The sequence below is a fragment of the Streptomyces sp. NPDC004752 genome (assembly GCF_053601275.1).
On sequence record NZ_JBSGBN010000126.1, the window covers coordinates 1 to 20962 of the forward strand.

Consider the following 20962-nt stretch of genomic DNA (forward strand, 5'->3'; position numbering starts at 1 on the left):
GACCGCGCTCCGTCGCCGGGCCGGGCCCGTCGGGAAGCGGCGCGCCGACCTGAGCGCGCGGCGGGCCGGCCCGAGAGCAAGGCCGGATCCGGCGCGCGGGGCAACGGACCCGCAGGCGTGGCGAACGCACCGGTCACCACGCCGTCCCGCGCCCCCGGCCGCGGCGCCTACTCCCTGACCCCGGTCACCACGTGGGCGTGCCGTTCCTCGCAGACCGCCAGGTCGGCGGTCAGACCGGCGCGGGTGAGGGCCTCGACGGCCGGTCCTGCCTGCTGCTCGCTGGTCTCGATCAGGAGGCGGCCACCGGGGGCGAGCCAGTCGGGCGCGGCGGTGGCGACACGGCGCAGCACGTCCAGGCCGTCCGCGCCGCCGTCGAGGGCGAGCAGCGGCTCGTGGTCCCGGGCCTCCGCGGGAAGCAGCCCCACCTCGCCGCTCGGGACGTACGGCACGTTCGCCGCGAGGATGTCGACGCGGCCCCGGAGCGTGTGGGGCAGCGGCTCGAACAGGTCGCCCGTATGGGCGTGTCCGCCGTACTCCGCGATGTTGCGGCGGGCGCAGCGCACCGCGGCCGGATCGACGTCGGCGGCGTGCAACTCGGTCCGGCCGAGCGCCGCGGCCAGGGCGGCGCCCACGGCACCGGAGCCGCAGCACAGGTCCACGACGACCCGGGCGCCCGGTGAGCGGGCGAGGGCCTGGTCGACGAGGAACTCGGTACGGCGGCGGGGCACGAAGACGCCCGGTTCCACGGTGATCCGCAGTCCGTGGAACTCGGCCCAGCCGAGGACGTGTTCGAGGGGCAGTCCGGCGGCGCGCCGGTCCACCATGGCGGTGAGTTCGTCCGGTGTGCGGGCGGTGCCGAGGATCAACTCCGCCTCGTCCTCGGCGAAGACACAGCCGGCGGCGCGCAGCACGGCGACGACGGCGGAAGGGGTGAGCAGGGGCATGGAAGCCGAGAGCCTTTCGGTGACCTGGGATCGAAGGGCGCTCCCGCGGGCAGCGGCTACCGGCGACGCACGCCGCGGTGGGGGGTGAGCACCCGACCTGACACAGCGGTAATGGGTCCCACCTCCTCGACGGCACTGGCCGGGACGTTCCGCGGCCGACGGCCACCCTACCCGAACCCCGAACGTCGGACACCGGCGGCCGTTTCGCCCCCTTCACTGCCCAGCCCGCCCCCGCCTCTCGTCGTCTCGCCCTCCTCGTCCGGTCAGACCGCCACGGCTTCCCGGCCGTCCGTCAGTCGCTGCGGTGTCCGGACGGCCAGGAACGAGGTCCTGCGCCGCAGCCGGAAGCCGAGCGACTCATAGAGCCGGATGGCGTTGGTGTTCTCGGCGCTCGCGTGCAGGAACGGCGTCTCGCCCCGCGCCCGGATGCCGTGGGCCACGGCGAGGATCAGCCGGGTCGCCAGGCCCTCGCCGCGGACGAGGGGATCGGTGCAGACCGCGCTGATCTCGGTCCAGCCGGGCGGATGCAGCCGCTCCCCCGCCATGGCGACCAGTGCCCCGCCGCGCCGGATGCCCAGATAGGTGCCGAGTTCGACGGTGCGCGGCAGGAAGGGGCCCGGCTTGGTGCGCTCGACCAGGTCGATCATCTCGGGGACGTCGGCGGGGCCGAGGCGGGTCGCCTCCGCATCCGGGGCGGCGGCGAGGCCGTCGTCGACGAGCTGGACACCCGCCATCCGCAAAGTGACCTCCCAGCCCCGGGGCACCTGTCCGCGGAAGCCGGGCAGCGGGACCTCGGCGCCCGGACCGGCGAGCGCGGCGAGATCCGCCCAGTCGTCGGCGTCGGGTTCGTCGGGCAGTGCGAGCCACGGGGTCACGTCGAGCGGGTAACGCAGCACTCGGCCACGGCGTTCGGCGAAGTGGGCGTGCGGGCCGGTCAGCGAGGCCAGGGCGGGGTTGTCGAGGACGTGCGCGGTCCCGGCGGCGCCGGTCCGTGGGTTCGGTTCGCTCACCGCGAGACCTCGATCACGATCTTCCCGCGGGTGTGGCCGTCCTCGACGGCGCGCAGCGCCTCCGCGGCCTGCTCCAGGGGGAAGGTCCGGGAGACATGTGGGTCGAGCACACCGGTCAGCACCAGCTGGGCCACCGCGTCGAGTACGGCTGCGGTGCGGGCCCGGGCGACCCGGGCGCCGCCCAGCTCGGCGACGGTCTCGGGCGTGGCGCCCGCGGTGATCAGTCGGGTCCGGTCGGCGAGCAGGCCGGCCGCCTCGGTCAGCGTCTCGCCGCCGATGAGGTCGTAGACGGCGTCGACTCCCTCGGGCGCGGCGGCCCGGACCCGGTGGGCCAGGTCCGGTCCGGAGGGCACGTGCACGGCGCCCAGCGACTCGACGAAGTCCTTCTTGCCCTCGCTCGCCACGCCCAGCACGCGCACCCCGAGGGACCGGGCGATCTGCACGGCCGCCGCGCCGACGCCGCCGCCCGCGCCGGTGACCAGCAGCGTCGTTCCGGCGGGCGGGTCGAGCTGGCGGATGCCGTCGTAGGCCGTGGCCGCCGCGACCGGCAGGGCCGCCGCGTCGGTGAAGGACAGTCCGGCGGGCTTGTGCGCGGTCACCGCGGCGGGCAGCAGGGCGTACTCGGCGTAGCCCCCGGCGACGGTGTTGCCGAAGACCTCGTCCCCGACGGCGATCCCGGTCACGCCGTCGCCGACCTCCTTGACGACGCCGGAGACCTCGCTGCCGAACACGGCCGGGAACGCGCGCTCCCCGACGTCGCCGGGGCGGCGCAGGCCCTCGCGCAGCTTCCAGTCGACGGGGTTCACCCCCGCGGCGCGTACCGCGACCAGGACCTGACCGGCGCCGGGCGCGGGCCGGTCGACGTCGGCGAATGCCTCGGTCTCCGGTCCCCCGTACTGCGTGAAGACGTACGCCTTGGGCATCTGCTTCCTCACTCTCCTTGCGCTGTCGCGGGCTCACCGGTGCCGGCGTTCAGCGCCGTACCGGTGCCTGCACTCAGCGCCAAGGATCAGCACGCGACGGCTATTCCCGGTCCGCGGCGACGTTCATACGGCCGCAATGTTCGGGGTGCTGACCTGGGACGGAGCACCGCAGACGGCGGCGTACGGTGGGCATCATGAATGTCACCCGAGGCTTCACCAGGCGCCCGCGCGTCCTCGATCCGGGGCTGCCGCCCGGCCAGTACGACGCGGGGGACGACTGGCCCGTGCTCTCCGCGGAGGTCACCCCGCAGCTGGCGCCGGCCGACTGGTCGTTCCGCGTGGACGGGCTGGTGGCCGAGCCGCACACCTGGGACTGGGACGCGGCACACGCACTGCCCGCGTCCGGGTACGAGGGTGACATCCACTGTGTGACCGGCTGGTCGAAGTTCGGGGTGCGATTCGGCGGCGTCTCACTGGACTGCTTCCTCCATATGGTCCGACCCCATGTGTCCGCCACCCATGCCGTCGCGTACTCGCACACGGGCTACACCACGAACCTGCCGCTCGCCGACCTCAGCGGCGGGCGTGCCTGGATCGTCTGGGAGTACGACGGTATGCCGCTGGCGCCGGAGCACGGTGGCCCGGCGCGGCTGCTGGCGCCGCACCTGTACTTCTGGAAGAGCGCCAAGTGGATCGCCGGTCTCACCCTCCTCGACCATGACGAGCCCGGGTTCTGGGAGGGCAACGGCTACCACGCACGCGGCAACCCCTGGGCGGAGCAGCGGTACTCCGGTGACTGAGACCTTCGCTCCCCGCACCCGCTTCGCGGTGCCCGGACGCATCGCCGTCGGCGACCAGGCCGCGTCGGTGTGGCAGACGGCCACCCTCACCGACATCCGACGCGAGACTGCGCGCGCCGCCACCTTCCGGCTCGCGGTGCCGTACTGGGCGGGGCATCTGCCCGGCCAGCATTTGATGCTGCGGCTCACGGCCGACGACGGCTATGTGGCGCAGCGCCACTACTCGATCGCGTCGGCGCCGGACGACTCCGGGCACATCGAGCTGACCCTCGACCATGTGGAGGACGGTGAGGTGTCCGGCTGGTTCCATACGGTGGCCAGGCCCGGGGACACGGTGGAGGTGCGCGGCCCGCTGAGCGGCTTCTTCGCCTGGCCGGGCGACCGGCCGGCGCTGCTGATCGGTGCCGGGTCCGGGGTCGTACCGCTGATGTCGATGGTCCGGCACCGCCGGGCGCGCGGACTCGCCGTGCCGCTGCGGCTGCTGGTGTCCGCGCGCCGTCCCGAGGAGTTGATCTACGCGAGGGAGTTGGGCGCCGAGACCACCTCGGTGTTCACCCGGAGCGCTCCCCGAGGTGTGGCGGTCGGACGTCTGGCGGTCGCACATGTGGCGCCGCTCCTGGACGAGCAGCCGCCCGGTGGGTGGGAGGCATATGTGTGTGGCTCCAATGGGTTCGCCGAGCATGCCTCGCGGCTGCTCGTCGCGGCCGGTCAGCCGGTGGACCGCATCCGCATCGAGCGCTTCGGCTGAGCCGGGGACCGCCGCCCGTCGGAGGTGTCGCCCGCACCGTCCCTGACCTGCGGGCGCGGCAATCCGCTGCGCCGCCGGTCGGACGTCGTGAAGGCGTGGACGGCGCTGACGTCGCCGTGCGGCTGTGCGTCGCCGTGCCGCTGTGCGAGGGCGTGCCCCTGCTGAGAGGGCGGGCGGGCCGGTGGGCGCACGACCGGGCGGCGGCGACCAGCGGCTTCGGCGCAGCGGGCCGACCGGCACATCGTGCTGGCGAAGGTGATCGGGGGCACGGCCCTGCCGCTGCCCGCGACGGAGGACGGCCGGGTGAACGCCCGGTGGGCCATGATGCGCTGGGCGGAGTCCGGTGCCCGGGAGCGCACGGCTGTGGCCCGCGTCCCGACGGGCGCGCGCACCGGGGAGGTGGTGGACGTCTGGTTCGACTCCGGCGGGCGCGGCGGCGGTGGTGGTTCACCTCGCCCACGGGGTCGCCCGCCGGATCGCGCTGCGCCACCGGCCGCCGGAGCGGGAACGGGAGTGGGCCTGCACCGGCCCGGACTGGCCCCCCGGGCGGACCTGAACCCGCCGGGCCAGGCCGTCCGCCGGGCCGCTCCGTCCGCGGGGCCGCAACGTACGCGGGGCCGGGCCGTCCGCGGGGCCAAGCCCCGTATCCCGCACCCGGATCGACCCGATCATCCGGTGTCCGCGCCCGGCCGTCCCGGGCCTCGGCCCACCGTCCACGGAAACCGGTTCCTACCCCTTGACCAGCGGCTCGGCGCCGGTCACGGTACCAAGGACCGCCGCACGACTCTGGCGATCGCTCCGAGCACCGACGTACGGTGCGATCATCCGCACTCACTCTTCACAAAGGCAGCTGCTGATGGCTCTGTTCGACCTACCGCTCGACGAACTCCACGAGTACCGCAGCGCGTCCGCGGAGCCCGAGGACTTCGATGCCTTCTGGTCCAAGACGCTCCAGGAGGCGCGCGAGCACGACCTGGACGCCCGCTTCGAACTGGTTGACACAGGTCTGTCCACGGTGCGGGTCCACGACGTGACGTTCGCCGGGTTCGGCGGCCACCCGGTCAAGGGCTGGCTGGTGCTGCCCGCCGACGCCGCGGAACCCCTGCCCCTGGTCGTGCAGTTCGTCGGCTACGGCGGCGGGCGCGGGCTGCCGTACGAGCATCTGCTGTGGGCGTCGACGGGGCGCGCGCACTTCGTGATGGACACCCGCGGGCAGGGCAGCGCCTGGGGCAGCGGGGGTGACACCGCCGACCCCGTGGGCGCCGTGCCCGCGTACCCCGGGTTCATGACCCGGGGCGTGGACGCGCCCGAAAACTACTACTACCGGAGGGTGTTCACGGACGCCGTGCGCGCGGTCGAGGCGGCCCGGTCGCATCCGCTGACCGACGCGACCCGGACCGTGGCGATCGGCGGCAGCCAGGGCGGCGGCATCACGCTCGCCGTGGGCGGACTGGTTCCCGACCTGGTGGCGGTCGCCCCGGACGTGCCGTTCCTGTGCGACTTCCCGCGGGCGACGAAGCTGACGGACAGCCACCCGTACCGCGAGATCGGTCTCTACCTGCGGACGCACCGCGGACGCACCGCGGACGTGCTGCACACCCTGTCCTACTTCGACGGCGTCCACTTCGCGGCCCGCGGCCGGGCCCCCGCCCTGTTCTCGACCGCGCTGGAGGACCAGACCTGCCCGCCGTCCACGGTGTTCGCCGCGTACAACGCCTGGGCGCACGACGACAAGTCGATCGAGGTGTACGAGTTCAACGGCCACGAGGGCGGCGGCTCGTTCCAGGACGCGGCGAAGGTGCGCTGGCTGCGCTCGTACGCCTGACGGCGGGACCCCGGGCCCCGGTGCGCGGGCCGGTCCCCCCGAGATCGGAGGCCGGTCGGGCGGGCGATGTCGCCCGCCTGGCCGGCTAGGGCAGGCGCCGCGCCACGACCAGCCGGGCGCGGGGGCTGCCGTCGGCGCGCCGGCCGAACTCGGGCAGGGCGTGCCACTCCGTGCCGAAGCCGGCGCGCCCCAACTCGTCGAGCACGGCGCCGAGTCGGAAGGCCCGGTAGTACATGACGAACGGCGGGCGCCACACGGCGTTGCGCACCCGCATCACGGTGTCGAAGCCGAGCAGGATCCAGAACCAGGCACTTGTGGGGCGGGGCGGGGCGAGCACCGGGAATGCGAAGCCGCCGCCCGGCCGCAGCACGGAGTGGACCTGGCGGAACAGTCCCGGCAGTTCGCGCGGCAGGAAGTGCCCGAACGCCCCGAAGCTCACGACGAGATCGAAAGCGGCCGTGAACGGCAGGGCACGCGCGTCGCCGCGCACCAAGTGGACGGGCGGTCCCTTCGGGTAGGTATGCCGACCGGCCACGTCGAGCATGCCGGCGCTGAAGTCGACACCCGTGACGCTCCGCCGGCACACCCGGGTCAGCACCTCCGTCCCGGCGCCCGTGCCACAGCACAGGTCGAGCCCGTCGGCGAACGGACCGAGCCGGCCGAGCCCCGCGGCGACGGCCTCCAGAATGTCGTCCGGTGTGCGGAAGGGGGTGTGGTCGAACTTCGGGGCGAGCAGGTCGTAGCCGCGCTCGACCGACGACAGCGCCTGGACGGCAAGTTCACGCAGGCTGGGTCCCTCGGGGCTGAACATACGGTCAGCCTAGGCGCACGCGCCGGTTCAGCGCCGTCAGTGATCGACCGCTCGCCCGCCTCGGCGGCCTCACGGGCGCGCCCTGTGCGGTGCAGCAGGTTCGGCGCGGGTGGGGGTCACAGGTGGTGACCCGCCAGTCCGCCCGCGCTCTCCCACGCCGCCACCAGGCCGGGAGATTCCGGCGGAGAAGTGCGGAGAAGTGCGGCTCGGACGCCCGGGTGACCGCCCAGGGCACCCGGGTGGCAAGACCGGGCCACGTGACGGTGATGAGCGCCGTACCCGAACCGAGGGACAGACCGCGTACGGGCACCCTGATCGCCACCGCTGTCCGATCGCCACCGCTGTCCGGACGGCGGCCAACTCATCGATGCAGGGCTGGAGTTCCGCGACATGCGGGGGGGTGAAGACCAAGGCTCACCAGGGTCTGCGGCCGGCGGTGGTCGTCCCCGTCGCCGGTGATGGTCCCCGTGACCGGTGATCGTGCCGCACACGGTCGCGAAGGTCGTCGGCGGCCATCCCTCGGCGATCCCGGCCTTCCCCTCCCACGGTGCCGAGAAGTGCGGGCGGCGCGGCCTCGACCCCATCGGGTGCCAGAGGAGCACCGAAAGGACCACCACCTCGGCCTCCCCCGGCAGCATGAAGCATGACGGGAGCGGGGGCTCCCGCGCCGACAGCCGTACGCGGGTCGGTCCGGCCGCGACGCCGACCGTGCCGACAGCCCGTCTCGGGCACGACGAACAGCCCGGCCCGTGACGTCTTCTCGAACCCGGTTCTCCGCCCGGTGCGGCCCGCCGCAGGCCCTTGGGGTGCGATCCTCGGGCGTGGTCGCGCAACCCGTGGTAGGGTGCGGTCAGCACTTGTGTACGTCCCGTCGTGGGCGCCGGTGCCCTTTCTTCTCAGTTTCTTCTCAGTTTCTCTTCAGTTCGCCGATGTGGCCGCCGTCTTCCGGTCGGCAGGTCGGCTTCCCGCACACCCCGTCGGCAGTGGCCATGGCCCTGCCCTCGCCAGGGTGATGTCCGCCGCCCCGGCGCTCTCCTGCGCCCTCTCCGCGGCCCTCCCCCTCCCCTTCACCCGCCTGTTGCCAGGCCCAGCGTCCGCGAAAGGACCACCCTCCCATGACCACCACACTCGAACACCCCCCGGTGCAGTCGCAGCCGTCGGCCGACCGGCCCGTCACCGGTGTCCTCGACATCGACGCGCACGGGAAGGGACAGCTGCGGGCCGAGAACTGCCTACCCACGTCGGCCGACCCGCAGGTTCCGGCCGCGCTGATCCGCCGGTACGGCCTGCGCAAGGGCGACCTCGTCGAAGGCGTCCGCGGACCGCAGCGCGCGCTGACCGGCATCGAACGTGTCAACGGTCGCGCGCCCGGAGAGCTGCGCGACCGGCCCCACTTCCGTGACCTCACCCCGCTGCACCCGCACGAACGGCTCCGGCTGGAGCACCCGGCGTCCGGTCCGGCCGGCCGGATCGTCGATCTGTTCACGCCCGTCGGCAAGGGCCAGCGCGGGCTCCTCGTGGCCCCGCCGAAGACCGGAAAGACCGTGGTGCTCCAGCAGCTCGCCGCCGCCGTCACCGGCAACCATCCCGAGTGCCGTCTCATGCTGGTGCTGCTCGACGAGCGCCCCGAGGAGGTCACCGAGATGCGGCGCTCGGTGCGCGGCGAGGTGTACGCCTCGACCTTCGACCGGACGCCCAAGCAGCACATCGCGCTGGCGGAACTCGTGATCGAACGGGCGAAGCGGCTCGTCGAGGACGGCACGGACGTCGTGATCCTGCTCGACTCGCTGACCCGGCTGTGCCGGGCCCACAACAACGCGGCGACCACGAGCGGCCGCACCCTGAGCGGCGGCGTCGACGCGGCGGCGCTGCTCGGCCCCAAGCGGTTCTTCGGCGCCGCCCGCCAGGCCGAGGAGGGCGGCTCGCTCACCATCCTCGCCACCGCGCTGGTGGAGACCGGCTCCCGCGCCGACGAGTTCTTCTTCGAGGAACTGAAGAGCACCGGCAACATGGAGCTGCGCCTGGACCGGCAGCTCGCCGCGCGCCGTGTCTTCCCGGCCGTCGACCTGCCCGCGTCCGGCACCCGCCGCGAGGAACTCCTCCTCACCCCCTTCGAGTTGACGACCGTACGCGGCCTGCGCCGGGCCCTGCGGAGCAGGGACGGCGGGCCGGCGAACGTGGAGACCCTGCTGGAGCGGATGCGGGAGACCCCCGACAACGCGACGTTTCTGCGCCGCGTCCAGCCGACACTGCCGCCCAGCTGAGCCATCGAGCCGACACTGCCGCCCAGCTGAGCCAGGCCGGACAACCCGGTCGGCCGCCGCCCGAAGCGGAGCCCGCGGCCTCCGGCGTGGCAGCCGCCACGGTCGAGCAGGTGTCCCGTCCCCGCGGGGGCAGCGGCCAGGGACGCCCCGTGTGGGACATCCGGGTTGCTCGGGGACGCCATGCGGCCCAGACAGCGCGCACCACGGCAGCTCCGTTTCTACGTTTCTCATATGAACATCGGATCTCCCTCCCGATGGGCCGTGTCGGCCTGCGCGCTCTGTGTGGCGGGCATGCTCCCCCTCACGCCCACCGTGGCCGTGGCCCAGCCGAGAACCGCCGCCCCCTCGCCACCGGACCCGTCGAGAGCCGCGGTGCCGCAGCCCTCGGTCCTCTTCGGCGACGGCACCCAGGTCAGGCCGCACCGCGACGCGCCCGGGCTGCCCGACCTCACCGCGCTGTCCTGGCTGGTCGCCGACGCCGGTACCGGCGAGGTGCTGGCCGCCCACGACGCGCACCGCGAGCTGCCGCCGGCCAGCACCCTGAAGACGCTGTTCGCGCTCACCGTGCTGCCGGTCCTGCCGGGCGGCACCCGGCACACGGTGACCGCGAAGGAGCTGGCGGACATCGGCCCCGGCAGCAGTCTCGTCGGAGTCCAGGAGGGACAGACCTACCAGGTGTCCGACCTGTGGCGCGGCGTCTTCCTCAGCTCGGGCAACGACGCCGTGCATGTGCTGGCCTCGCTGGACGGCGGCTGGGACACCACGGTCCGCCGGATGCAGTCCAAGGCCCGCGCCCTGGGCGCCCGCGACACCCACGTCGTCTCACCCGACGGATACGACGCCCCCGGCCAGGTGTCCTCGGCGTTCGACCTGGCCGTCTTCGGCCGGGCCGGACTGCGTAACCCCGACTTCGCCCGGTACTGCTCGACCGTGTCGGCCGGCTTCCCCGGCATCGACGGGTCGTACGGGATCGAGAACACCAACCGGCTGCTGACCGGCGAGGACGGCGTGGCGCGCTACCCGGGCCTGCTCGGCGTCAAGAACGGCTACACCAGCGATGCCGGCAACACCCTCGTGGCCGCCGCCCACCAGGGCGACCGCACCCTCGTGGTGACGGTGCTCAACCCCCAGGAGGACGACGGCCTCACCGTCTACGAGGAGGCGCGCGCGCTGCTGGACTGGGGTTTCGCCGCCGCCGACCGGGTCGACCCGGTCGGCTCGCTGGACGCGCTGCGGGACAAGCCCCGACGCACCGCGGCACCGTCCGCGGTGCCGTCCCCGGCGGCGGTCGCCGCGTCCGTGCCCGACACCGGCTCCGGCTGGTCGGAGACCGGCGTCATCGCGGGTGTGGCCGGGCTGAGCGCGGGCGCCGTGGCCCTGGCGCTGCGGGTCAAGAACCAGCGGGGCGCGCGGGACTGACCCACCGGCAGACCGAGCAGCAGGCCGAGCGTGATCCACGTGTAGGTGTTGCTGCCGAGGAACCCGTCGACTCCGGAGGCGTCGTCGAACCACAGCCACACCACGCTGGTGCACAGCATCGCGTACAGGGCGCCCGCGATCCGTGGGTGCCCGGTGCGGACCAGCACCGCGAAGGAGGGCAGCAGCCACACCAGATGGTGCACCCAGGTGATCGGGCTGACCAGACAGGCCACCAGGCCGGTGAGCGCGAAGGCCGCCGTCCAGTCCCCGGCCGCGGCGGCCCGGCGTACCCGCCACGCCCACACGCACAGCACCAGCAGCACCGCCGTCGCCCACAGCGGGCGGCCCGTCTCGCCCAGCCGGGCCAGCACGCCCTGCACCGACTGGTTCGAGACATAGTCGAGGCGCCCCACCCGGTTGGTGTCCCACAGCGCCTCGGTCCAGTAGAAGCGCGAGGCCCGTGGGTCCACCCAGGCCGCGAGCCCGGTGGCCGCGAGCGCGACCGCCGTCGCGGTCCCGGCGGCCCGCCAGCGGCGGGTGAGCAGCAGCAGGCCGATGAAGACGGCGGGCGTCAGCTTGACGGCGGCGGCCAGGCCGATCCCCACGCCCGCCCAGCGGCCCCGGCCCGTCGCCAGCAACCGGGCGTCGACCAGGACCAGGACCAGCAGCAGCAGGTTCACCTGGCCGAAGCTGATGGTGTCGCGCACCGGCTCGAACAGGGCGAGCAGGCACCCGGCGAGCGCCCAGCCGAACCAGCCGTGGCGCCGCTGCTCCGGCCCGGCCAGCAGTCGCAGCACGACGGCCAGCGCGACCAGGTTGAGCAGCAGGCAGAGCACGATGGCGGTGTGCAGTCCCAGCAGGGCCATCGGCAGCATCGCGACCGCCGCGAACGGCGGATAGGTGAAGCCGTACCCCGTGCCCGGGACGCGGTAGTCGTAGAGCCTGCCGCCGTGGTGGACCCAGGTGTCGACCGCCCCGTAGTACACGCGCAGGTCGAAGAAGTCGCGCAGCAGCGGCACGGTGGCCGTGAAGGCGGTCACGGCGGCGGCGAGGACCAGGACGAGGAGCAGCCGGCCCCGTTCGGTGCGCGGCGCGTTCATGCGGCCCGGCCCAGCGCCGGGGCCTGCGCGGCCTGGTGGGCCTGCCACAGCACGACCACGGCGAGCACGCCGCCGGAGACGGCGAGCACCAGTTGCCCGGCGTCGGCGGCGGCGCCGCTGGGCAGCACGGCCAGGGCGAGCGTGGCCGTCACGGCGGCCACCCGGTGCCGCACCGAGGTACTGGGCGCGGCGGCCGCGATCAGGAACAGTCCCCACAGGGCGTACCAGGGACGGATCGCCGGGCCGAAGGCGGCCACCGTCGCAAGGCTCAGCCCGAGCGCGTACACCGGGCGCGGGCGCAGCCGCAGCCATATGAGGAGGACGGCGACGGCGGTGGCGGCGAGGCCGAGGGTGTGCCAGACGGGGACGGCCAGCGGTGCCAGATCGCTGCCCAGGTGGGCGAGCAGCGCGCCGGTCGCCCGGCCCAGCAGGCTGGTGAGTGCCCAGTTGTGCGCGGAGACCGGGGTGTCGAGGGCGCTGATCCAGCCGTATCCCGTGCCGGCCACGGCCGTCGCGGCGACCGTGGTCGCCCCGGCCGCGGCCGCGGTCGTCAAGGCGGCGCGCAGCGGGCTGCGGCCCGCGCGAACCTGGAGCATCACGACCGCGAGCAGGCCGAGCGCGGCGGGCGCCTTGACCAGGGCGGCGAGCGTGACCAGGACGGCCCCGGCGGCGGGCCGGCGGCCGAGCGCCGCGACCAGGCCGACGCCGAGCAGCCCGAGCATGATCGCGTCGTTGTGCGCGCCCGCGACCAGGTGCAGCAGGACCAGCGGGTTGAGGGCGCCGAGCCACAGGGCGGCGGCCGGGTCGGCGCCGCTGTGCCGGGCGAGCCGGGGCAGGGCCGCCGCCATCAGGGCGACGCCGAGGAGCGCGAGCAGCCGCATGCCGACGAGTCCGGCGGGCAGTTCGCCGCGGGTCAGACCGGACAGGGCCGAGGCGACGGCGAGGAAGGCCGGGCCGTAGGGGGCCGCGGTGTTCTGCCACGCGGGGGCGACCTCGTCGGCGAGCGGGCCGCCGAGCCGCGCGGGCCCGTAGGTGTACACATCCATGTGGGCGTCGACCATGGCGCCCTGCGCGAGATAGCTGTACACGTCCCGGCTGAACAGCGGCGGTGCGAGCAGCAGCGGGCTCGCCCAGACCGCGAGGACCAGCAGCAGGGCGCGCGGGCTGGGGGGCTCGGGGCCGCGGACGACACGGCCGAGCAGCGCCCAGGCCGCGATCAGCAGGACGACGCCGAAGTACACCCCGACCAGGCCGAGGGCCGCCCTCGCCGATGCGGGGGCCAGGAGTTCCTGGACGGGCAGGGCTCCGGCGCTCTCACCGCCCAGCGCGAGGAAGGCGGTACCGGCCAGACCGAGCATCTGACAGCGGCGGAGATCGACGGGGAAAGCCATGGCCAACACTCGGCAAGCGTGTCAACGCCGGGTGGCCGTGAGGCGACGGACCGCTCACCGGCGGGAGACCTGCTCGTGACCGGCGTGTTACCGGACCCGTACCGCCCGCCCGGTCAGAAGACGGACAGCCCGGTGAGCGTGGTGAAACGGTCGAGGGCCGCCACTCCCGCCACGGAGTTGCCGCGCTCGTCGAGGCCCGGGCTCCATACGCACAGCGCGCACCGGCCCGGCACCACCGCGATGATCCCGCCGCCCACGCCGCTCTTGCCGGGCAGGCCGACCCGGTAGGCGAAGTCGCCCGCCGCGTCATAGGTGCCGCAGGTCAGCATGACCGCGTTGACCTGCTTGGCCTGGCTGCGGGTGAGCAGCCGGGTGCCGTCGGCGCGGACGCCGTGCCGGGCCAGGACGGTGGTGGCGAGGGCGAGGTCGGCGCAGGACGCGGCGATGGAGCACTGCCGGAAGTACTGGTCGAGCAGGACGGGGACCGGGTTGTCGATGTTGCGGTACGAGGCCATGAAGTGGGCCAGGGCCGCGTTGCGGTCGCCGTGCGCGGTCTCGGAGGCGGCGACCTCCAGGTCGAAGTCCAGGTCGGGGTTGCCGCTCTCGGTGCGCAGGAAGGCCAGCAGTTCCCCGGCCGCGTCCCCGGTGCGGGTCTGGAGCCGGTCGGTGACGACGAGGGCGCCCGCGTTGATGAACGGGTTGCGTGGGATGCCGTTCTCGTACTCCAGCTGCACCAGGGAGTTGAAGGGGTTGCCGGACGGCTCGCGGCCGACGTGCTCCCACAGTGCGTCGCCCTCGCGGAACAGGTCGAGGGCGAGCGTGAAGACCTTGGTGATGGACTGCGTCGAGAACGGCCGGCGCCACTCCCCCACCCCGTACACCGTCCCGTCCAGTTCGGCGACGGCCATGCCGAAGCTGCGCGGGTCGCGGGCCGCGAGCGCCGGGATGTAGTCGGCGGGGCGCCCGCGGCCCGGGGTGCGTTCGATCTCCTCGGCGATGCGCTCCAGGACCGGCAGGAAGGCGGCGGACGGCGTCACTGTCATGATCGCCATTGTGCCGCCGGGCCGGTCACGGTGCGTCGTCCCGGCTCAGACGGTGGGTGCTCCGTTGCCCGCGACGATCTCCGGACGCAGCAGGTCGGCCAGGGTCGCGGCGGGCAACAGGCCCTTGTCGAGGACGAGTTCGGCCACGCCGCGGCCGGTGGCCAGGGCCTCCTTGGCGATATCGGTGGCGGCCGTGTAGCCGATGTGCGGGTTGAGCGCGGTGACCAGGCCGATGGAGTTCTCCACGGTCGCGTGCAGCTTCTCGGTGTTCGCGGTGATGCCGGCGACGCACCGCTCGGCGAGCGTGACACAGGCGTTGCGCAGATGCGTGATGCTCTGTGACAGGGAGTGCAGGATGATCGGCTCGAAGGCGTTGAGCTGGAGCTGTCCCGCCTCGGCGGCCATGGTGATGGTGACGTCGTTGCCGATGACCTCGAAGGCGACCTGGTTGACCACCTCGGGGATCACCGGGTTGACCTTGCCCGGCATGATGCTCGAACCGGCCTGCACGGCCGGCAGGTTGATCTCGCCGAGGCCGGCGCGCGGGCCGGACGACAGCAGGCGCAGGTCGTTGCAGCTCTTGGAGAGCTTGACCGCGATCCGCTTGAGGACGCCGGACATCTGGACGAAGGCACCGCAGTCCTGGGTGGCCTCGACCAGGTTGGCGGCGGTGACCAGCGGCAGGCCGGTGATCTCGCTGAGGTGGCGGCGGGCCGACTCGGCGTACCCGGCGGGCGCGTTGAGGCCCGTGCCGATCGCCGTGGCACCGAGGTTGATCTCGTGGATCAGTTCGACGGCCTCCGCGAGCCGGTTGCGGTCCTCGTCGAGCATCACGGCGTACGCCGAGAACTCCTGCCCGAGGGTCATCGGCACCGCGTCCTGAAGCTGGGTGCGGCCCATCTTCAGGACGTCGCGGAACTCGACGGCCTTGCGGGCGAAGGCGTCCTGGAGGACCGCCATGGCCTTGAGCAGGCCGTGCACCGCGAAGACGGTCGCGATCTTCACGGCGGTCGGGTAGACGTCGTTGGTGGACTGGCCGAGGTTGACGTCCTCGTTGGGGTGCAGCTGCCGGTACTGGCCTCTTTCGTGCCCCAGTAGTTCCAGGGCGCGGTTGGCGACGACCTCGTTGGCGTTCATGTTGGTCGAGGTGCCGGCGCCGCCCTGGACGACATCGACGACGAACTGGTCGTGCAGCTCGCCGGCGCGGATCTCCCGGCAGGCGGCCACGATCGCGGCGGCCTTCTCGGGCGCCAGCAGCCCGAGTTCCTCGTTGGCGCGGGCGGCGGCCTCCTTGACCGCGGCGAGGGCGTCGATCAGATGCGGGTAGGCGGATATCGGCGTGCCGGTGATGGCGAAGTTCTCCGTCGCGCGCAGGGTGTGGATCCCCCAGTAGGCGTCGGCGGGAACGTCCCGGTCGCCGAGCAGGTCGTGTTCGCGGCGGGTGCGGGCGGCGGTCATGACGGAGCGGGTCCTCTTTCGGGAGGGTGCGGGAGGGCGGAGGGTCGTTCGCCCCGGCCGGGGGTCAGACGCGGGCCGGCCGCGGGAGCGGGCCCAGTGCGGGTACCGGGCGTACGCAGCCGACGGGGGCCCCGCCGCCGAGCAGGGGCTCACCGGCGAACTCCGTGAGCAGCTCCGGGTCGACCCCGGCGTGGGCCAGCGCCGCCGCGGCGACCGGGATCCGGGCCCGGGCCCCGCCGTCGGCGATCTTGACGGCGATCGCGCGGCCGTCCGGCAGCGCGGCGACCTCCACCCCCTCGAACCCGTCCTTGGCGAGCAGCCCGGGCACGGCCCGCATCAGCGCGGCCACGTCCCGCCCGGACCCGGAGGCCATCTCGGCGTGCTCGCGCATCGCGTCGGCGACCCGCGCCTCGGGTGTGCCGGGCGCGGCGGTGACGATGCGGGCGGCGGCGCGGGCCAGGCCATGCAGGGAGATGGCGAACAGCGGGGCGCCGCAGCCGTCCACCGTGACCCGGGCGATCCGCTGATCGGTGAGGTCCTCGACGATCTCGGCGATGCCTTGCTGGAGCGGGTGGGCCGGGTCCGGGTAGTCGTCCAGGGACCAGCCGGCCAGCCGCGCGGTGTGGAGCATCGCCGCGTGCTTGCCGGAGCAGTTCTGGGCAAGCCGCGAGGGCGGCCGGCCCTCGCGCACCCAGGCGTCCCGGACGACGGGGTCGAACGGCATGTCCGGCACATTGCGCAGGTCGTCCTCGGTGAGGCCGGCCAGTTCGAGGATCCGCCGGGCGCCGGCGAGGTGACGCTCCTCGCCGGAGTGGCTCGCCGCGGCCAGCGAGAGCAGTTCGCCGTCGAGCGGCAGCCCGGCCCGCACCATGGCGACGGCCTGGACGGGCTTGAGGGCCGAGCGCGGATAGAACGCGGCCTCGATGTCGCCGAGTTGGCAGCGGACCTCGCCGTCGGCGCCGAGCACGACGACGGAACCGTGGTGGATGCCCTCGACGACCCCGCCGCGCAGGACGTGGGCGACGGGGACGTGACGGGGTTCGCGCACGACGGGCGCGCCCACGGGTGAACTGCTGTACATCACTGCCTGGTCATGGGTGAGTCGGGACGGGTCGGCGCGGGGGTTCACGCGTCGGCTCCGGTGGGCGTGCGCGCCGTCCGGCCGCGGATCGCGTACCAGCCCGCGACCAGCACCGCGACGATCAGCGGCAGGCACAGCACGGTGGTGCGTCCGGCGCCGCCGTCGGCGTACATGAGGACCAGGACGGTGGCGAGGAAGGCCAGCGTCACGAGTTCGGTCCAGGGGGAACCCGGCAGTCGGTAGCCGGGCCGGCTGAGTTCGCCCTGCTGGCTCTTCTGCCAGAAGAGCAGGTGACAGATCATGATCATGCCCCAGGTGGCGAGGATGCCGATCGCCGCGAAGTTGAGCACGATCTCGAAGGCGTCGGCGGGGACGACGAAGTTCAGGCCGACCCCGAGGACACAGATACCGCCGGTCAGCAGGATTCCGCCGTACGGCACCTGGCTGCGGCTCATCCGCGCGGTGAACTTCGGGGCGGAGCCGCTCATGGCCATGGAGCGCAGGATGCGGCCGGTGGAGTACAGGCCGGAGTTGAGGGAGGACAGGGCCGCGGTGAGGACGACGAGGTTCATCACGCCGCCGGCCGCGGGGATGCCGATGTGGGACAGCACGGTGACGAAGGGGCTCTCCCCCGCCGAGTATCTGTTCCAGGGCAGCAGCATCGACAGCAGCAGGACCGAGCCGACATAGAACAGTCCGACGCGCCACATGATCGAGTTGATCGCCTTCGGCATGACCTTCTCCGGGTGCTCGGTCTCGCCGGCCGCGACGCCGACCAGTTCGACGGAGGCGTAGGCGAAGACGACACCCTGGATGATCAGCAGCATGGGCAGCAGGCCGTTGGGGAAGACGCCGCCGTGGTCGATGATCACGGACGGGCCGGGGGCGGCGCCGTCCACCGGGTGACGGGTGACCAGCAGGAAGATGCCGATGCACAGAAAGGTCACCAGGGCGCCGACCTTGACGATGGCGAACCAGAACTCCAGTTCGCCGAAGAACCTCACCGAGATCAGATTGACCGTGAGCACGACGGACAGGGCGATCAGCGCGATCACCCACTGCGGCAGGTCGGAGAACATGCCCCAGTAGTGGGTGTACGTCGCGACCGCGGTGATGTCGGCGATGCCGGTGGTGGCCCAGTTGAGGAAGTACATCCAGCCCGCGGTGTACGCACCCTTCTCGCCGAGGAACTCACGGGCGTACGACACGAAGGCACCGGACGAGGGGCGGTACAGGACGAGTTCGCCGAGGGCCCGCACGACCAGGAAGGCGAACACGCCGCACACGGCGTAGGCGACGAACAGGGAGGGGCCGGCGTCGGCGAGCCGGCCGCCGGCGCCGAGGAAGAGGCCGGTGCCGATGGCGCCTCCGATGGCGATCATGTTGACATGCCGGGACTTCAGGGACTTGCTGTAGCCCGCGTCTCCGGCGTCGACATGACGGTGCGAGGGGCGTGTGTCGCCCTTGAGGTACTGCTGGCTCACGCCTCGGGTCCGCCTTCCGTGGGGGTGTCCGCGCGCCCGGGGCGCACGATGTCGGTGAGGGTGTTCGCGACGCGGTCGAGATGGTGGGACATGGCGTCCACCGCGTCGCGCTCGGAGCCGTCGACCAGCGCCTCGACGATCGCCCGGTGCTCCCGGTTGGACTGTTCACGGCGGCCGCCGAGTCGGTTGAGGAAGGCCGACTGCCGGGCCAGCGCGTCCCGGATCTCCTCGATGACGCGGCGGAAGACGGGATTCTGCGCGGCCTCGGCCACCGCAAGGTGGAAGAGGGTGTCCATGGCGACCCAGGCGGTGGTGTCCGTCTCCCGTTCCATGCGGTCGAGGAGGTGCGTCAGCTGGTCGAGGTTCTCCGGGGTGCGGCGCAGCGCCGCGTATCCGGCGACCGGGAGTTCCACATGGCGGCGGACCTCCAGCAGGTCGCTGGCCGCGTAGTCGCCGAAGGTGGGGTCCTCGACGGCGTTCGCGACGACGAAGGTGCCCTTGCCGGTCCGGGAGACCGTGAGGCCCATCGTCTGCAGCGCTCGCAGGGCCTCGCGGAGCACGGGCCGGGAGACTTCGAGCGTGCGGCACAGCTCCGCCTCGGAGGGGAGCTTGTCGCCTATCGCGTACGCGCCGCGCTCGATGGCGTCGCGGAGGTGGGCGAGCACCGCTTCCATGGCGCTGACGCGCCGCGGTCCCGAGCCAGCTGTCTGGCTGTCTGACAGGTTCACGGGGGTGATACTCCGGGTGACGTCGGGGAGCTGTCAAGGGCGGCGGAGGATGACCTTCACGACTCCGGCGCCCCCGCCGTCGTCCGGATGTCCCGGACGGCCGCGCCGCCGCACCCCTCGCCGGTCACCGCATCGCCGGTCATCGCATCGGCGGTACACGCGGTGCCGGACCGCACCCGGGCCGAGGCGAGACGGCGGGGCAGCGGGCGCGCCACGCGGATGTCCCACGATCGCGACGCGCCGGCCTCGGCACCTGCCGGTGTCAGCTGTCGAGCACACCCGTGGCCAGCAGGCCGAAGAGGGTCACGCCGATGACGATGCGGTAGAGCACGAAGGCATTGAAGGAGTGCCGGGCGACATACTTCAGCAGCCAGGCGATGGAGGCGTAGGCGACACCGAAGGAGACCACGGTGCCGACGGCGAGGGGGGCGGCGCCCACGCCCGCACCCAGGGCGTCCTTCAGCTCGTAGAGGCCGGCGCCGGTCAGGGCCGGAATACCGAGGAAGAAGGACAGGCGGGTGGCGGCGACCCGGTCCAGGTCGAGGATGAGCGCGGTGGACATGGTGGCGCCGGAGCGGGAGAAGCCCGGGAAGAGGAGGGCGAGGATCTGCGAGCAGCCGACCAGCATCGCGTCCTTGAAGGAGGTGTCGTCCTCGCCGCGTTTGTGCCGGCCCATCTGGTCGGCGGCCCACATGACGCCGCTGCCGACGATCAGCGAGCCGGCCACCACCCACAGCGAGCCGAGCGCGCCGTCGATCAGCGGCTTGGCGGCCAGGCCCACGATGACGATGGGGATGGTGGAGTAGATCACCCACCAGGCGAACTTGTAGTCGTGGTGCACCCGCTCCTCACGGTTGCGCAGACCGCGGCCCCAGGCGGAGACGATCCGCACGATGTCCTTGAAGAAGTACACGAACACGGCGGCGATGGCGCCGACCTGGATGACGGCGGAGAACCCGACCACGGACTTGTCGTCGACGGGGATATGCATGAGCCCCTCGGTGATCTTGAGGTGGCCGGTGGAGGACACGGGGAGGAACTCGGTCACCCCCTCGACGACTCCGAGGACGACGGCCTGACCGACGGAGATGGCGCTCATGGGATCCAGTTCTGAGGAGTTGGTCGACAGTGCTGTAGACAGTCTTACTACGCCCGGGCGCACCGCAAGCACCGGCGCCGGGACGCTGGTCGCGGCCGTCGGCGGGCCGTGGATCGGGCGGCCGGCGGGGGCGCCGTACGGGCACCCCGGAAGAGGGCCGGGTCACGCACCGGCCCCACCGTACGGGCGGCCGGACGGCCCGGTGCGACACCAGGCCCGGCACGGGGACAGCACCCGGCCGGTTCACAACGACTTCTTACTCTTCACGCCCGTATCGTCCCGTTTTGTCGGAACCATGGCATGGCGCGTGACGGGACGTCGGGACGCACGGCGTGGCGCGTGACGGGACGTCGGGACGCACGGCTACCACCCCCTCTCGAACAACCGGGACACCTCGGCGATGCGGATCTCGTCGCGCCGGTAGTAGGTGCGGTGCCGGATCCGTTTGGTGCGCAGCAGACCGATCCCGGCCAGGAGGCGGAGGTGGCTGTCGGCGACCCTGCGGGGCACGCCCAGCTTGGCCGCGACGGCTCGTGAGGTGACGCCGTCCTCGCCGGGATCCGGTTGGCGCCCGCGCGGAAAATGGTCGGCGGGGTCCTTCAGCCAGGCGAGGATCTCCAGGCGCGTCCTGCCCATGGGAGTCCTCAGCACCTCGTCACCTCCAGCGGAGCCGCCCTCGCGCCCCGGCCACCCACTGTCCCGCGGCCGACACGGCCGCGTCCGGGACTCGTCGATCCTTGTCCGGGACCGAGCGGCTGGAGGACCGAAGGCCGTGCGGTCCGGCCGCCCCACAGGGGCTCCCGGGCGCACGGAACGCCGCGGGCCCGGCCACCC

Annotated in this window: 19 protein-coding genes and 1 pseudogene; 5 read left to right on the forward strand and 15 right to left on the reverse strand. The window is 73.2% G+C overall.

Annotated elements, in window-relative coordinates; genetic code table 11:
• Nucleotides 1-167 precede the first annotated feature (167 nt).
• From ACWEKM_RS36530 to ACWEKM_RS36540, 3 genes are all read right to left on the reverse strand, one after another.
• Nucleotides 168-944, reverse strand: coding sequence for a putative protein N(5)-glutamine methyltransferase (locus ACWEKM_RS36530; RefSeq protein ID WP_451625581.1), 777 nt, complete (start codon nt 942-944; stop codon nt 168-170).
• 263 nt (nt 945-1207) lie between these two features.
• Nucleotides 1208-1954 carry a GNAT family N-acetyltransferase gene (locus tag ACWEKM_RS36535; protein ID WP_451625582.1) on the reverse strand — a complete coding sequence of 249 codons (747 nt, stop codon included), beginning with the start codon at nt 1952-1954 and terminating at the stop codon, nt 1208-1210.
• Nucleotides 1951-2877 (reverse strand): NADP-dependent oxidoreductase, encoded by a 927-nt coding sequence (locus ACWEKM_RS36540; protein ID WP_451625603.1) that lies wholly within the window; start codon nt 2875-2877, stop codon nt 1951-1953. The genes ACWEKM_RS36535 and ACWEKM_RS36540 overlap by 4 nt, the downstream gene beginning before the upstream one ends.
• 194 nt (nt 2878-3071) lie before the next feature.
• Between ACWEKM_RS36540 and ACWEKM_RS36545 the strand changes: the two genes are divergently transcribed.
• Together ACWEKM_RS36545 and ACWEKM_RS36550 are read left to right on the forward strand one after the other, a co-directional pair.
• The gene (locus ACWEKM_RS36545; RefSeq protein WP_451625583.1) at nt 3072-3677 is read left to right on the forward strand and encodes a sulfite oxidase-like oxidoreductase; all 606 of its coding nucleotides are present in this window, start codon (nt 3072-3074) and stop codon (nt 3675-3677) included.
• Nucleotides 3670-4425, forward strand: a complete 756-nt coding sequence (locus ACWEKM_RS36550) for a ferredoxin reductase (RefSeq protein WP_451625584.1) — start codon at nt 3670-3672, stop codon at nt 4423-4425. The genes ACWEKM_RS36545 and ACWEKM_RS36550 overlap by 8 nt, the downstream gene beginning before the upstream one ends.
• On the opposite strand, the gene ACWEKM_RS36555 is transcribed toward ACWEKM_RS36550, so the two are convergent.
• On the reverse strand, nt 4386-4817 hold the full coding sequence (locus ACWEKM_RS36555) for a hypothetical protein (RefSeq protein WP_451625585.1): 432 nt from the start codon (nt 4815-4817) through the stop codon (nt 4386-4388). The genes ACWEKM_RS36550 and ACWEKM_RS36555 overlap by 40 nt on opposite strands.
• A gap of 464 nt (nt 4818-5281) precedes the next feature.
• Between ACWEKM_RS36555 and ACWEKM_RS36560 the strand changes: the two genes are divergently transcribed.
• Nucleotides 5282-6250 carry an acetylxylan esterase gene (locus ACWEKM_RS36560; RefSeq protein ID WP_451625586.1) on the forward strand — a complete coding sequence of 323 codons (969 nt, stop codon included), beginning with the start codon at nt 5282-5284 and terminating at the stop codon, nt 6248-6250.
• Between the two features lie 85 nt (nt 6251-6335).
• Here ACWEKM_RS36560 and ACWEKM_RS36565 read toward each other — a convergent pair whose 3' ends face one another.
• Nucleotides 6336-7061: a class I SAM-dependent methyltransferase gene (locus ACWEKM_RS36565; protein WP_451625587.1), complete on the reverse strand. Its 726-nt coding sequence runs from the start codon at nt 7059-7061 to the stop codon at nt 6336-6338.
• A gap of 1115 nt (nt 7062-8176) precedes the next feature.
• Between ACWEKM_RS36565 and rho the strand changes: the two genes are divergently transcribed.
• The gene (gene rho, locus ACWEKM_RS36570) at nt 8177-9325 is read left to right on the forward strand and encodes a transcription termination factor Rho (RefSeq protein WP_451625588.1); all 1149 of its coding nucleotides are present in this window, start codon (nt 8177-8179) and stop codon (nt 9323-9325) included.
• Between the two features lie 291 nt (nt 9326-9616).
• A pseudogene (locus ACWEKM_RS36575) lies at nt 9617-10441 on the forward strand (D-alanyl-D-alanine carboxypeptidase family protein); the annotation flags it as partial.
• Nucleotides 10442-10476: 35 nt separating this feature from the next.
• Here ACWEKM_RS36575 and ACWEKM_RS36580 read toward each other — a convergent pair.
• From ACWEKM_RS36580 to ACWEKM_RS36625, 10 genes are all read right to left on the reverse strand, one after another.
• The gene (locus ACWEKM_RS36580) at nt 10477-11844 is read right to left on the reverse strand and encodes a glycosyltransferase family 87 protein (protein ID WP_451625589.1); all 1368 of its coding nucleotides are present in this window, start codon (nt 11842-11844) and stop codon (nt 10477-10479) included.
• The gene (gene mptB / locus ACWEKM_RS36585; protein WP_451625590.1) at nt 11841-13235 is read right to left on the reverse strand and encodes a polyprenol phosphomannose-dependent alpha 1,6 mannosyltransferase MptB; all 1395 of its coding nucleotides are present in this window, start codon (nt 13233-13235) and stop codon (nt 11841-11843) included. Before mptB ends, ACWEKM_RS36580 begins: the two co-directional genes overlap by 4 nt.
• A gap of 113 nt (nt 13236-13348) precedes the next feature.
• On the reverse strand, nt 13349-14287 hold the full coding sequence (locus ACWEKM_RS36590; RefSeq protein WP_451625591.1) for a glutaminase: 939 nt from the start codon (nt 14285-14287) through the stop codon (nt 13349-13351).
• Between the two features lie 36 nt (nt 14288-14323).
• Nucleotides 14324-15736, reverse strand: a complete 1413-nt coding sequence (aspA, locus tag ACWEKM_RS36595) for an aspartate ammonia-lyase (RefSeq protein WP_451625592.1) — start codon at nt 15734-15736, stop codon at nt 14324-14326.
• Between the two features lie 64 nt (nt 15737-15800).
• Nucleotides 15801-16817, reverse strand: coding sequence for an asparaginase (locus ACWEKM_RS36600; protein WP_451625604.1), 1017 nt, complete (start codon nt 16815-16817; stop codon nt 15801-15803).
• A 44-nt stretch (nt 16818-16861) separates the two neighbouring features.
• Nucleotides 16862-18301, reverse strand: a complete 1440-nt coding sequence (locus ACWEKM_RS36605; RefSeq protein ID WP_451625593.1) for an amino acid permease — start codon at nt 18299-18301, stop codon at nt 16862-16864.
• Nucleotides 18298-18975: a FadR/GntR family transcriptional regulator gene (locus ACWEKM_RS36610; RefSeq protein ID WP_451625605.1), complete on the reverse strand. Its 678-nt coding sequence runs from the start codon at nt 18973-18975 to the stop codon at nt 18298-18300. The genes ACWEKM_RS36605 and ACWEKM_RS36610 overlap by 4 nt, the downstream gene beginning before the upstream one ends.
• A 110-nt stretch (nt 18976-19085) precedes the next feature.
• Nucleotides 19086-19244: a hypothetical protein gene (locus tag ACWEKM_RS36615; protein ID WP_451625594.1), complete on the reverse strand. Its 159-nt coding sequence runs from the start codon at nt 19242-19244 to the stop codon at nt 19086-19088.
• Between the two features lie 47 nt (nt 19245-19291).
• A complete protein-coding gene (locus ACWEKM_RS36620) occupies nt 19292-20128 on the reverse strand; it encodes an undecaprenyl-diphosphate phosphatase (protein ID WP_451625595.1) in 837 nt (278 codons plus the stop codon).
• Nucleotides 20129-20491: 363 nt separating this feature from the next.
• Nucleotides 20492-20779, reverse strand: a complete 288-nt coding sequence (locus ACWEKM_RS36625) for an ArsR family transcriptional regulator (RefSeq protein WP_451625596.1) — start codon at nt 20777-20779, stop codon at nt 20492-20494.
• Between the last annotated feature and the right edge of the window lie 183 nt (nt 20780-20962).